Origin of the sequence: Bailinhaonella thermotolerans (genome assembly GCF_003594875.1) — a bacterium.
Classification (GTDB): Bacteria; Actinomycetota; Actinomycetes; order Streptosporangiales; family Streptosporangiaceae; genus Bailinhaonella; species Bailinhaonella thermotolerans.
Window position 1 is genome coordinate 42418 of record NZ_QZEY01000017.1, and the last position, 12655, is coordinate 55072.

A 12655-nucleotide genomic window follows, 5' to 3' on the forward strand; every position below is an offset into this window, starting at 1 on the left:
GGACATCATTTACCGACGTTTGCGCCGTCGCCTCGCGCTCGGCCGGCGGCGCCGCCGCGACGGGGGGCTGTCCGCGATGCTCCGCCAGATCGAGGAGTTCCTCGGCGGGCTCGAGGGCGTCGAGCGGCGCCGCGCCGCACGGACCCTGAGCGTCCAGCGCGGCCACGTGATCGGCTGGCAGCCCCGGGCGGAGCCGGATCGGCCGGGCGACACCCGGGGTGGGCCACACGCCTGACCGTCGACCCGTCGTGACGCCGCGGGGCGGTGGCACGACGGGTCCCTGAGCGTCGGCCCCACTTTAAGGTGGGGCCGATTCGGTGTGAGCTGTCTCTCGGTGACGCCGCCTCGCTCCCCCGTCGTCCCAAGCCAGCGGCCGGTGCCCCCGGGCGGCCGTCCGCCGCCGGCGCCGATCCGCGGCACAAGATCGCGATCGCGGTCGTGGTCCCTGTTACGGTTGTCGCCGATCATCTGTTACCGGCGAGTACGGTCCGCGAATGGCATGCGACACTATGGAGCCCGGTTGATCACCAGAACCATCCCCGTGCTTTCCAAGCGGCAGGCCAGGGCTTTCACCAAGCTCACGCTCGTCATGGCGGCCGCGTTCGTGGCCCTGTGCGGCGCGCTCGCCGCCACCAGCGGGGCTCCCTGGGAGGCCGATCCGCTCATGGCCGGGATCGCCGGTCTCGGGCTCGCCTTCCAGGCCGTCGCGCTCATGCTCAAGCGCGAGGCCGGGACCGGCCTGGAGCTGTCCTTCGTGATCGCGTTGTACAACTGCGTCGGCGTCCTGGCCGTCCCCGGGTCGACGTTCGTGGCGCTGAGCGTCATCGTCATGGCCGTCGTCCGCGCCCGGCGCCCCTTCGAATGGCGCCAGTACCTGTGCAATCTCAGCGTCAACGGGATCGCCGTCGGCGTGTTCGCGCTCGCCGCCACCGCGGCCGGCCTCCCGCACGCCTCCCTCGGCCCGCTCCAGGTCGCGGTCGTGGCCTGCACGGGCCTGGGGTTCCCCATCGTGCACGGGCTGCTGGCCGAGCCGGCGGTCCGCATCCTGCAGGACACCCCCGCCAGGCCGCTCAAGAGCCACCTGCTGCCCCTGAGGCTGCCCGAGGTCGGCCTCAACAGCGCCGGCATGGCGATCCTGATCGCGCTGGGGTCGCGGCTGCAGCAGCCCGCCTGGGTGGTCCTGGCCGTCCTGCCCGCGGTCATCGTGGGGCTGCGCACCCGGGCCGCGTACGTGCACAGCGACATGATCCAGCGGGCGGAGCAGCTGCTCGGCGTCCCGGACAAGCTGGCGGCCAAGGTGCGCACTCCGGACGACCTGGCGGCGATCTGCGCCGAGCTGCGCCGCATCATGGGGGCCAAGGAGCTGTGGTTCCACACGGCGCTGCCGCACGGCCAGGTGTGGGTCCACACCTCCGAGCAGGCGGGGAACGCCGCCTACATCTCCAGCCCGCGCCATTACCCCGGGTGGATGCGCAGTTCCTCGCCAGAGCCCCAGCGCATCCCCGCGGCGCTGCTGCCCGGCGGGTGGGGGCACGGGATTCAGGCCGAGGTGGTCTCGCCCGACGGGCGGATGGCCGGTCATCTGATCTGCGGCTGGGACACGACCGAGCAGGGCTGGATCACGCGGGCGCTGGCCATCGGACCGATCTCGATGTCCTCGTTCAAGGCGATGTCCGGCGCGCTGGGGCATCTGATAGCCGAGATTCGCAGCGGCTACCTGCAGCGGGAGGAGATCTCCCGGCTGAACTCGGTCGTGCAGCACGCCTCGGTGGCGATCGCCGCGGCGGACGCCGCGGGCCGCGTGGTGGTGTGGAACCAGGCGATGGCGGCGATGTCGGGCGTCCCGGCCGGGCACGCGCTGGGCCGGCGGGAGGATGAGGTGCTGCGGCTGGAGACGGCGGACGGGTCACCGGTGTCGCTGCGCCAGGGCGCCCAGGGCAGCCTGCGGCTCCGGTCCACGGCCACGGGCCAGCCTCGGTGGGTTCAGGCGGCGGCGACCACGCCGCAGGAGGCCGCGCTCACCGGTGTCCACGGCATGGTGCTGGTCGACGAGGACGACGCGCGCAAGATCGAGATGATGCGCGCCACGCTGCTGCAGGCGGTGCAGCACGAGCTGCGCACCCCGCTGACTCCCATCCGGGGTTACGCGCAGCTGCTGATGGCCGACGGGCCGATGCCGGATGCGCAGCGGCGCGAGTGGGGCCGTCACATCTACGACGCCACCCTCACCCTCGACCGCACGCTCAGCGACCTGGCGACGGTCACCTCGCTCACCGACCCCGACGGGCCGCTGCTCCACGCCCGTCTGGAGCCGCTGGTGGTGGATGAGATCGTGGCCTCGGCCGTGGCCGCGGTGCCGCAGGCGCGCGTGACCGTCCAGCAGCTCACGCCGGGCATCAAGGCCGTCGGGGACCCGGTGCGGTTCCGCCAGTGCCTGATCGCCCTGCTGGTGAACGCCACCCGGTACGCGCCCGGCGCGCCGGTCGACATCGTGGTGGCGCAGAGCGGCGCCTGGGCCAGTGTGATGGTCGTCGATCAGGGCCCGGGGATCGATCCGCGGGACCGGCCGCACATCTTCGAGCGCCGCTACCGGGGGCGCACGGCCTCGGCGCCGGGCAGCGGCATGGGGCTGTACATCACCCGCACGCTCATGACGGCGATGAACGGCTCCATCGAGCTGCTCGCGGGGTATCCGGGCGGGGCGTGCTTCGAGCTCAAACTGCCCCTGATGCAACGGTGACCGGCCCGCGGGCCGCGCGCAGGGCGGGCCGGTTCGCCCGGTCCCCGCTCAGGGGAACACCCCGGACAGGCTCGTCCGGGGTGTCGCTCGGGTACGGCCCGTGGCCGGCATGTCCTTGCCGGTCTCACGCCCGGCGGGCCAGGGCTGAGGTCACGCGGTGCAGTTTCTGCGGGGACAGGACCAGCACGTCCCGGCCGGCGATGGAGGCGCCGACGCCCTGCAGGCCCCGGTCGAAGGTGACCAGGACCACGCCGGGCCCGCCCGTGTCCCGCCGGACGGCCAGCGCCGTGGCGATGACGCCCAGGTCCTCGTGGTCGATCTGGCCGTAGGCGTCCCCCACCAGTTCCGGGAAGATCCCGCGGGCCGGGTCGTTCACGCTGCGGGGGTCGACGTTCCACCGCCCGCCGGACACCTCGCACACCATCGCCACGACCGCGCAGTAGCGGGCGGCCAGGGCGGGAGGCATCGGGTCGCTGATCACGCGCGACAGCACGTGCCGCAAGGTGGTGATCATCTCCTGGGAGGCGAAGAGGCGGGCCCCGTCGCCGCGTCCCCGGCACGCCTGTTCGACCAGGCGCGCCGCCGCGTGCAGTCCTTCCTCGGCCCGCGTCGCGGGGGAGGTGTCCAGCAGGGCCGACAGGGCGCGGCCCAGTTCGGCCGGCCGGTCCACCCGGCGCAGGTCGATCCGCTGGGCGAGATCCACCCACACGTTCAGGTCCAGCACATAGCACGCCGTCGTGGTCGCGTAGCGCATGTCGTTGCTCCTTTTGGTCACGGCCCTCGGGCCTGGCGGGCCCGACCGTGGCGGCGCGGCGCGCGACGCCTCCCCTGCTCGCCGGATCCGCTGCCGCCGAGCCCCTGGCGGCGTGCGAAGGCCCCCGTCCGGGTGGACGGGGGCCTTGCCGGAGGGTTCAGCGAGCGCGCGCGGCGGCCTGCCGTTCCACCTCCACGAAGAGGTCGATGAAGTACCGCTGGCGATCGCCCTTGTTGCCCGAGATCAGGCTGAACTTGAACTGCTGGGGCAGGTGCCGGACCAGCGCGAGGATCCCCTCGCGGGCCTTCTGCAGCTGCGACAGCTCACACTGCTTGATCGCGCTGAGCACCTCCTCGTGCGCGCCGCCGTGCACGGGGCCGCCGTGCTCGTCGCGTTGCGCCAGCAGCTCCACGTACCGGTCCAGGTCGCGCAGGATGCGGCTGATCTGCGGGACGGTCCGCTTGGACAGCATGGCGTACAGGTCGTGCAGGGGCACCGGGGCGCGCTCGCGCAGCAGCGGCACGCACTCCTCCAGCACCTCCTGGTCGGCCTTGTAGCCGGGCCTGCTGTCCTGCTTGTCCAGCTCCCGCCGCCAGGCGATGATCATGCCCTCCAGCACGCGGGGGTTGGCGAACACCCGGGCCGTGTCGTCCAGGCACTCCTTGTGCCAGTCGATGACGACCTCGGCGACCTCGCCGTAGGCGTCGATCAGCCACTCGTACGCCAGGGACAGGTCGGAGGTCACGTCGATGGACATGTCGAACCTGTCGGCGTGCGCGCGGTCGGGCTTGCCCACGTGCATGGGCACGCCGTGCACCTCGCGGGGGTTGGTCATGGCGATGATCGCGTGGATGTTGACGTCGACCCCGCAGAAGGTGCGCTCCTGCAGCACCTCCAGGAACATGTTCATCACCGCGGTGCGGGCCCGCCAGATCTCGTCCAGGATCACGATGATGCCGCGCGGGTCGTCGGGGTCGCGCAGGTCTCGGGTCAGCCACATGGCGAACCCGCCCTCGCCGTCCGGCATCGGGGCCACGCGGTTGTCGGGCGAGTCGTTGGGCCCGTTGAGGTAGACGACGCGGTAGCGGTCGGCGTACTCGGCGGCCACGGAGGTGACGTAGGCGGTTTTGCCCACGCCGGGCGCTCCCTGGATGAGCAGGGTCCGGCCCTCCGTGATGGCGCGCCGTACGGCCGTGCGGGTCTTGTCGGCCATGTCCGCGTCGCGCAGGTAGGGCCGGTTCAGCGCCGCGGCGAGCATGGGCAGCGCCTCGTGGGTGACGACGCGTCCTTCGGAGTCGCGCAGGTGGTCGCGGGGGCCGGCCAGCAGCGGCAGTCCCCACTCGGCGGGCTGGCCGCGCAGGATGTTGTACAGCACGTGTTCCAGGGTCCGCGGCTGCAGCTTGTCCAGCGCTCCCGGCCACCGGGTCTCGATCCGCTCGTAGGCCTCGAACGCCGGCGCCAGGTCGACGTCGGGGAACCTGTCGGCCAGGGCCGCTTTGAACGGCGTGTCGGCGCGGGTGACCGCGACGGTGCGCCAGCGGCTGCCCTGCGCCAGGTCCATCACGCTGACGCCCGCGTGGGAGGCGTCGTTGTCGCAGGCGATGATGGCGGCCAGGTTCGGGATGGGCACGCCGGCGATGCTGCCGTTGTACAGCTCCATGAGCTGGGAGGCCACGACCTGGGACGGGGCCCGGCTGGGTTCCTCCACGATCAGCACCAGCGGGCGCTCGCGCCGGAGGAGGTCGTTGGTGAGCACGGTCTCCAGGACGCGCGTCCCCTTGTGCTGCACCGGCATCGGGATCGCCAGCCGCTCGGGGTAGAGCGAGGGGACGTTGATCACGAAGGTGTCGTATCCGGCGGCCTCGCAGACCGAGCGGACGGTCGCGGACTTGCCGACGCCCGGGCCGCTGAGGAAGCGCACCATGGTCTGGGTCTCGATCGCGTCCAGGATGCGCTCGACGACCTTCTTGCCGATGACCGAGTCGGGGTCGGGTCCTTCGGGGAAGGTCGCGTTGGCGCCGAATCGGCACACGCGCGACAGGTCCACCGGCGAGGTGGCGGGCTGCCCGGCGGCGGCGCCGGCACGGTGGGACATCAGGGATTTCCCCCTTCGCTTTGGGTTGTGCGGACGTCCCCGGACCGTCGTCGCCCCCGCCGCGCCGGCAACCAGGACCGCCCGCGCCCGTTCGCCGGTGAGCGGGACGCGGGCGCGGCGCGGGCAGGACGTGGACGGCCGCGCGGGCATCGGCTGATGCGCGCGCGGCCGTGGAAAGGGCGGGAAAGGGGTGTCCTGTGCGCTATGACTCGGGCATGTCCACCTCGAGCACGGTGTGGAAGTGGTCCTGGTGGCGCGAGGTGGTCCCGCCGGGCGTGATCAGCAGGATCCACCGGTCGGGGTCGCGCGGCCAGGCGCCGCCGTCCGGGGAGGCGAAGTAGCCGTCGGTCACGACGAGGATGGCGTCGTAGCCCTCGTCCCCGGTCTTGTCGTCGACGTAGTCGGAGACGGCCTTGACGTCGGTGCCGCCGCCGCCGCGCAGCGGCTCGCCCGGCCGGAACGGGTACGCCTCGGTGTCGAAGGCGAGCCATTCCAGGATCAGGTCGTCGCGGCCCTCCCCGATGTGCTCGGCGATCCAGTTCAGGACCCGCGTCTCCATCGACCCGGAGGCGTCCACCGCGATGAGGACCTTGCGCTTGAGCTCGTCGCCGCGCCAGGACATCTGCAGGTCCCAGGGGCGTTTCTGGTTCCACACCAGGCGCGCGCCCGGCACGCAGCGGGCGTGCAGCGCGGTCGCCAGGTAGGTCTTCCACATCTGGGTGTCGCCGCCGGCGGCGGTGTCCCCCCGGAGCCGGCCGGCCCCGGTCAGGCCCCACAGGCGGCCGGCGGCCTCCTGCCCGGCGGTCACCCCCATGACCTCCTCCAGCTCCTCGCGCGCCCGCTGGTCGTCGCGGTGCACGGCGTCGTGCACCGCGCCGCGCACGGCGGCCTCCACCGCGTCGCGCAGGTGGTCCCGGTCCAGCACGTGGCCCGGGAAGCCGTCGCCGGAGCCGTCCTGGGCGTGGTGCGCGCACACCTGCGGGGCGCTGCCGGGCGGGTTGGGCATGCGTGCCAGTTCGGCGCGGCAGGTCAGCTCGTCCCGGACGAACGTCTCGTACGGCACCGGCGTCATGCCCGCGTCGCGGAGCTGGGCCGCGTACCGCATGTACTGCTCGTTCGGGTCGATGCCGACGGTCTCGACCCGGCCCCCGGGCAGGGTGCGGATCGGCATCAGCCCGGGCCGGATGGAGCCCGTGTGCGGGTCGGGCTGGGCGGAGCGGCGCAGGCACAGGTGGTTGATGACGATCTCCTGCGCCAGGGTGCGCAGTTCGTCCCCGGCGGTGTCCATCGACAGGTGGGCGAACAGCAGGTGGTAGCCCTCGTGGGTGAGCCCGAACGACAGCCCGTAGGCGTCGAGCGACTCGGCGAACCACGGGTTGACCAGCAGCAGGCGGTGGTAGTCACCCGTCATGCACACGGCCAGGGTCGGCACCGCCGAGGTGTAGACCATGGTGGTGACGTTGGCCAGTTCGCGGGCCAGGATCGCCCGGCCGGCGCCGAAGTGGCGCCTGGCCTCCTCCACGCGCGGCCGGACCTTGTCGACCAGCGCGCGCGGCGGGACCGGCTCGTGCGCGAGCAGCTGCGCCCGCAGCCGCGCGAAATCGGGGTTTCCTGCCATGGGCGATGTTCTCCTTCGGGTCTGGCTTGACAGGTCCCGGCCGACCGTGAGGGCCGGGCGCGGCGGGGCCAGCAGGGGCGGGCGGCCCGATCCCTGTCCCGGGGCCGCGGCGCCCGATGCGGGAGGCGGGATCACGCCGGGGTGCGCGGGCACAGGTGGGGCAGCAGCGCGGCGAAGGCACGGCGGTTGACCACCGGCCGGGCCTGGGCGAGCCAGTCGCCCACCGCGTCACGGACCGCGGCGGCGTCGGCGGCGTACCGCTCCACCAGGTCGCCGTTGTCGTAGGTGCGGATCCCCCGGCCCTGGGGGTGCACCGCCACGAAGCCCCGCACGTCCGTCCCCGGCGGCAGCAGCCGCTTCAGGCCCGCCACGGCCGCGTCCAGGCCGGCCCCGCCGTCGGCGAACATCTCCCCGTCCACGCGCAGCGGCTCCTTGCCGGACCAGGTGTAGCGGCCGGACGGGCCGGGCCAGTTCACCACGGCGGCCGCCAGCGAGTCGCGGATGATCACGTGGTCGACGTACTCGGCCGTGTCCGCGGCGGACGGCACCGCGACCGCGTGCACGATCCGGGTTCCCGGCAGCATGGCCAGCTGCTCGGCCACGGCGGCCCCTGCGGCGGCCAGTCGCCGGTCGGCGGGGGCCTTCAGTCCCGCGCCGGCCTCGTTGAACACCTGGAATCGCAGCGAGTCGCGCGGGACGGCCGCGTCCAGCAGCCGGGCGTGCCGCAGCTCGGCGGCCGCCAGGCCCAGTCCGCCCGCCCCGGCCACGGCGATGATCGCCGCCGCCGGGGTCCAGATGGTGGCCGAGGCGGCGCACATGGCGGCGATCAGGGGCCCGGCCGCGCAGACCGCCAGAACCGCCAGGACCCAGCGGCGGCGCCGGCGGAACACGACGGCCACGGCGAAGGCGGGCAGCGCGATCAGGCCGGTGACCAGCAGCGCGGCCGGCAACTGCCGCGGCCAGGCCGCCGCCAGCGCGGCGGCGCACGCCAGGTCGGTGATGAGGCTGCCGGCCAGGAGCCGCCACTGGTATCCGAAGGCGGGCCGTACCTGGGGACCGCCGGCGGCCGGGGTGTGCGCCCGCATCCAGGCCGGGTGGGAGGCGGCGCGGGTACCGCCCCGTGGGGAGCGTTCCCCGGCGCCGGCGCGGGTCCCCCGCCCGCCGGCGCGCGGTCCGGCTGGGCCGGGTCCGCCGGGGCGCTGCCCCGGTTCCCCGCGAGGCGCGCCGGCGCGGTCCTGGCCGGCCCGCCGCTCACCGCCCGCGGCGCCGCCTCCCGGCGGCGCGCTCGCGCCCGCCGGGTCCTCGCGGTGGCCGGCGCCGCTGAGCCGCCGCCGGTCGTAGGCCGCTCGCGCGGCGGGATCCTTCAGCGTCTCGTAGGCCACCTGGACGATGCGGAACATGCCCGCGTTGCCGCCCTTGTCCGGATGCACGAGGGCCGCGGTGCGACGGTAGGCCTTGGCGATGTCGCCGGGGGGCGCGTCAGAGGGCACGCCGAGGATCTCGTAGTAATCAGGTAGCCCGGACATGCCCGCGACCGTCCGCTCCCCCATCCGGCCCGCATGCCGGACGCGCGGCCGCCCGGCATCGGCCGCGCGCTCCTGTCCGGCCAGGCCGGGGCCAGCGACTTGTCCGCCCCCTCCGTTACGCTGCCAGGCCCCCGCCCCACCGCTGGAGGAGACCATGGACGACGACACGTACCTGCACGCCCTGCTCGACCGGTACGGGCTGACCCCCCAGTTCAGCGCCGTGTGGTCCAAGGGCGTCAGTCCGCAGGCGGCTGCCCACGCCCTCGGCGCGGGCACCCACGTGGGCGTTGCGGAGGGCGTGATGTCCGCGTGGAGCCACCTCGAAGAGCCGCACACGCTCCTGTTCGCGGGGCCGTTCACCGCGGACTGGTCGCTCGTTCTGCGGCTCAATGGGGTGATCGCCGTCACCGAGAGCGCCGTCGCGCTCTCAGGAACGGGGGGCCGGGAAGCGGTCGCCGTCGGCTGGCACATCGGCGGAGGCGAGCGGCTCAGCTACGCCCGCGACGGGGTGCTCGCCGAGGACTGGCAGTTCATGATGGACGGCGTGCCCGACCGGTTCGGTGACCTCGCCGGCGGGCTGCCGTTCTTGGGCCGCGACATCGAGGCGAACCCGGACGCCGAGCCCGAGGAGATGGACGACTGGGCCGGGATCGGGCAGAGCTATACCTCCGCGCTCATCGTCGCGGGCCGGATCGTGGGCCGGGAACTCGGCCCCGGCTGGCTCGACGCCCCGCAGGCCTGCTACCTGATCCCCGGGACCTGGTACCGCGGATAGCTCGGGAGGCGGGAGACCGCCGAACCGTCCCCTCGCGCCGCCGTTCGGCCGGGGGCTTCCTGTCAATGAAAGGGCGACGACCCGCATGACAACGTTTCCAGCGGAGAACCAGCAGCGCCTGCTGTTGGAGGCCGGGCTCGATGCCTATTTCAACGCCCAGTGGATCGACATCGGAGATATCGGCGAGGTGGCCCGGCGGCTGCACGTCGTCTCGGACACCATGGTGACCTGTGGTCTCCAGACCGCCACAACCTCATACGACCCCACCTCGTGGCCGCACAAGGTTTGGATCACCTCGCTCACCCCCGCCTGGTCCCTCGTTCTGGCTGTCGCGGGGATCATTCCCGACACCATGGAGAGGCTCAGCGCTGGTGGCCATCGCGTCTTCGAAATCTTCGGCGATGACGAGGAGATGGAGCAGATCCAGTATGCGTTCGACGGGGACATCCTCGGGGAGTTCTTCGCCTATGAGGAGTTCAATGCGTATTGGCAGGACCTGAGCTACGACTCGCTGGAAGAGGAATTGGAGATGTACCTGTGCATCATGGGGCGGATTACGGGCCGCTTCTTCGACCGTGACTGGCTCGCTTCTCAAGGACTGCTCGGCGAGGTTCCCTGGACCACACGGCCGTGATCGCAGCGACGTGGCGATCCGCCGGGTCTGCTGACGGTGCGGTGAGACGAGACTCCCCGGCCCCGGCCTCCGGCCACCAGGGCCAGTCGACGGGGTAGTGCCGGGGTCAAGAAGCGCAAGAGCCGGCCAGGCGGCGGACGTCGGCACGGATCGACCGGCGCAGCAACCACCTCAGCGGGTGCCGCCGGAGAAGACGGCAGAAACGGGCCGCGTGCTGAGGAAGTTGCTGGTTAGCGGACGTTTCTCGACGGCGGCTATGATGGGCGAAAATTCCAACAAAGAATGACCTCTGCTGTCGGGCCTCGTGGTGCGCAAGGGCTGGGCGCTGATGGGTCCACGACGGCGATCAGGCCGAGCTTGGCTACAAGCGGCGGCAACTCATCAAGACCTCGCGGAAGAGCGCTGCCGGAGGTCTGCCGGTGCCAGGGGGCGACCGCAACTGCATCAGACCCGCGTCCTCACTCACCGACCGGCTCGTCGTGGCGCCCCGGCCGCAGGGCACCCGCGCGCACGGCAGCGAGCGTGACGCGCACCGCCTGGTCGGCGGTCGTCTCGTCTACCGGTTCGGCGGTGATGAGCAGACGCAGGTAGATCGGCGCGGCCAGGGTCTTCAGCACCTCGGCGGGATCGATGTCCGCGGGAAGCTGGCCGCGCTCGATGGCACGCCTCAGCACCGGCTCAGCTCTGGCGAGCCGGTCGTCGAACACCTGTCGGCGGGCTGCGGCGATCTGAGGAAGATGGGCCGCCCCCGTGAACATGGCGGCCAGGATGGCCTGCCCGGCCGGGCTGGTGAGCGCTTGGACGATCGAGCGCGCCAGCGCCCGCAGGTCAGTCTCGATCGAGCCGGTGTCGGGCACGGGGATGTCCGTCGCCATGTGTTCGGCCAGGGCGTCGGTGAGCAGGCTCTCGCGATCTTTCCATCGGCGGTACACCGTCGTCTTGTGGACCCCGGCGCGCTGGGCGACGTTCTCGACGGTCATCGAGGCGTAGCCCTTGTCCACGAGTTCGGCGAGGGTGGCGGCGTGGACGGCGGCGCGTACTTTGGCGCCGCGGCCGACCGGCCGGGCAGGGGGTTGACCAGACCACATTGCAACTCCATGTTGCGATATTCGAGAGCGAATGACAGGATCAATCTATCGCAACTCGAAGTTGCGATGCGTTGGTCCCCATTCCTCTGAGGTGGCACATCATGCACAGCCCTCCCGCCTGGACCTTCCACACCATCCCCGACCAGACCGGCCGTGTCGCGGTGGTGACCGGAGCCAACAGCGGCATCGGCTACATCACCGCCCGCGAACTGGCCCGCCGCGGCGCGCAGGTCGTCCTGGCCTGCCGCGACCCCGAACGGGGCCGGCTCGCGCTGATCCGCATGCAAGGCGAGGTGCCTGGCGCCCACCTGGAACTGCGCCAGGTGGACCTGGGCAGCCTGGCCTCCGTCCGCGAGTTCGCCGCCGGATGGGACCGTGGCCAGCTCGATCTGCTGGTGAACAACGCGGGGGTAGCGATGGTGCCGTACGCCCGGACCGCCGACGGGTTCGAGTCGCAGTTCGGCATCAACCACCTGGGCACCTTCGCCCTGACCGGCCTGCTGCTGCCGCACCTGCTCGCCGCGCCCGACCCACGGGTGATAACCGTCAGCAGCGAAGGCCAGCGCTTCGCCCGCTTCGACCTGCGCAACCTCAACGCCGAGCGCAGATATCGCTCGGCGTTCGCCTATGTGCAGTCCAAGCGAGCCAACCTCTACTTCGCCATGGAGTTGCAGCGCCGGGCCGACGCTGCCGGGCTGCGGCTGCGCAGCATGGCCGTCGCCCCCGGGCTCACCCGCACCAACGTGCTCACCGGCGGTGCCAACAGCGACAGAGGTCGACTGTACGCGACTCTTACGCGCCTGCTGGTGCGCGCAGCCTTCCGCCCGACGCCGGAAGGAGCGAAGACCTCGCTGTTCGCGGCGACGGTACCGGACCTGCCCGGCGGCAGCTACATCGTTCCCGACGGGCCGCTGCAACTGCGCGGCGAGCCCATACGCCGCACCCGCGAACGCGCCATCCGCGACATCGATACGGCCGCTCACCTGTGGCAACTGTCCGAACGCCTGACCGGAGTCACCTACGCCTTGCCAGCGTGTTGCGGTTGGTGACCTGAGTGATCTGCTCGAGAAGGTCTGGATCTGACAGGTACCGCAGGAGCGTAATCGTTCTGACGGCGCGGCCGAGCTCGCGGAAGGCGCGGTAGAGCCGGTTCCTGCGGGGGTGGTTGCCCAGGCGGCGCAGCAGGGTGACCGAGGACAGCCGGTTCTCCCGGATGGAGATCGCGGTGCGGAGCAGGTCCGTCCAGTGCGTCTCGATCAGGGTCCGGTGGTCGTGCCCACCTGGACGATGCCTTCGGGGTGCGGCGCCATCGTCTCGACGCCCTTGCGCCAGCGCGGGTCCTGGCCGTAGTCGGCGACCACCGCCCACACACGCGCGGCCGGGCAGGCGATCTCCCCGTCCTCCTGAAGCTCGATCATCCGGCGA

Annotated in this window: 12 protein-coding genes; 5 read left to right on the forward strand and 7 right to left on the reverse strand. The window is 72.3% G+C overall.

All coding sequences use genetic code 11. The annotated features are described in order from the left end of the window. Positions 1 to 19: 19 nt before the first annotated feature. Together D5H75_RS31190 and D5H75_RS31195 are read left to right on the forward strand one after the other, a co-directional pair. Positions 20 to 235 carry a hypothetical protein gene (locus D5H75_RS31190; protein ID WP_119930160.1) on the forward strand — a complete coding sequence of 72 codons (216 nt, stop codon included), beginning with the start codon at positions 20 to 22 and terminating at the stop codon, positions 233 to 235. A gap of 285 nt (positions 236 to 520) precedes the next feature. Then, complete coding sequence (locus D5H75_RS31195) at positions 521 to 2740, forward strand: sensor histidine kinase (protein WP_202638681.1); 2220 nt, start codon at positions 521 to 523, stop codon at positions 2738 to 2740. A 124-nt stretch (positions 2741 to 2864) separates the two neighbouring features. Here the strand turns inward: D5H75_RS31195 and D5H75_RS31200 are convergent, their stop codons facing one another. The 4 genes from D5H75_RS31200 to D5H75_RS31215 form a co-directional block, all read right to left on the reverse strand. Continuing rightward, positions 2865 to 3494, reverse strand: coding sequence for a hypothetical protein (locus tag D5H75_RS31200; protein WP_119930162.1), 630 nt, complete (start codon positions 3492 to 3494; stop codon positions 2865 to 2867). A gap of 157 nt (positions 3495 to 3651) precedes the next feature. Continuing rightward, positions 3652 to 5589: an ATP-binding protein gene (locus D5H75_RS31205; protein ID WP_202638682.1), complete on the reverse strand. Its 1938-nt coding sequence runs from the start codon at positions 5587 to 5589 to the stop codon at positions 3652 to 3654. Between the two features lie 202 nt (positions 5590 to 5791). After that, the gene (locus D5H75_RS31210) at positions 5792 to 7207 is read right to left on the reverse strand and encodes a hypothetical protein (protein ID WP_119930164.1); all 1416 of its coding nucleotides are present in this window, start codon (positions 7205 to 7207) and stop codon (positions 5792 to 5794) included. Between the two features lie 131 nt (positions 7208 to 7338). Next, positions 7339 to 8733, reverse strand: coding sequence for a J domain-containing protein (locus D5H75_RS31215; protein ID WP_119930290.1), 1395 nt, complete (start codon positions 8731 to 8733; stop codon positions 7339 to 7341). A gap of 154 nt (positions 8734 to 8887) precedes the next feature. Between D5H75_RS31215 and D5H75_RS31220 the strand changes: the two genes are divergently transcribed. Together D5H75_RS31220 and D5H75_RS31225 are read left to right on the forward strand one after the other, a co-directional pair. Next, complete coding sequence (locus D5H75_RS31220) at positions 8888 to 9508, forward strand: hypothetical protein (protein WP_119930165.1); 621 nt, start codon at positions 8888 to 8890, stop codon at positions 9506 to 9508. Between the two features lie 85 nt (positions 9509 to 9593). Further along, positions 9594 to 10142: a hypothetical protein gene (locus D5H75_RS31225; protein WP_119930166.1), complete on the forward strand. Its 549-nt coding sequence runs from the start codon at positions 9594 to 9596 to the stop codon at positions 10140 to 10142. Positions 10143 to 10600: 458 nt separating this feature from the next. Here D5H75_RS31225 and D5H75_RS31230 read toward each other — a convergent pair whose 3' ends face one another. Further along, the gene (locus D5H75_RS31230) at positions 10601 to 11230 is read right to left on the reverse strand and encodes a TetR/AcrR family transcriptional regulator (RefSeq protein WP_119930167.1); all 630 of its coding nucleotides are present in this window, start codon (positions 11228 to 11230) and stop codon (positions 10601 to 10603) included. Positions 11231 to 11331: 101 nt separating this feature from the next. On the opposite strand from D5H75_RS31230, the gene D5H75_RS31235 reads away from it, so the two are divergent. Beyond that, positions 11332 to 12279, forward strand: coding sequence for an oxidoreductase (locus tag D5H75_RS31235; RefSeq protein ID WP_119930168.1), 948 nt, complete (start codon positions 11332 to 11334; stop codon positions 12277 to 12279). On the opposite strand, the gene D5H75_RS44665 is transcribed toward D5H75_RS31235, so the two are convergent. After that, complete coding sequence (locus D5H75_RS44665; protein ID WP_422674066.1) at positions 12245 to 12562, reverse strand: Tn3 family transposase; 318 nt, start codon at positions 12560 to 12562, stop codon at positions 12245 to 12247. The genes D5H75_RS31235 and D5H75_RS44665 overlap by 35 nt on opposite strands. Then, on the reverse strand, positions 12487 to 12648 hold the full coding sequence (locus D5H75_RS43645; RefSeq protein WP_119930169.1) for an SRPBCC family protein: 162 nt from the start codon (positions 12646 to 12648) through the stop codon (positions 12487 to 12489). The genes D5H75_RS44665 and D5H75_RS43645 overlap by 76 nt, the downstream gene beginning before the upstream one ends. Between the last annotated feature and the right edge of the window lie 7 nt (positions 12649 to 12655).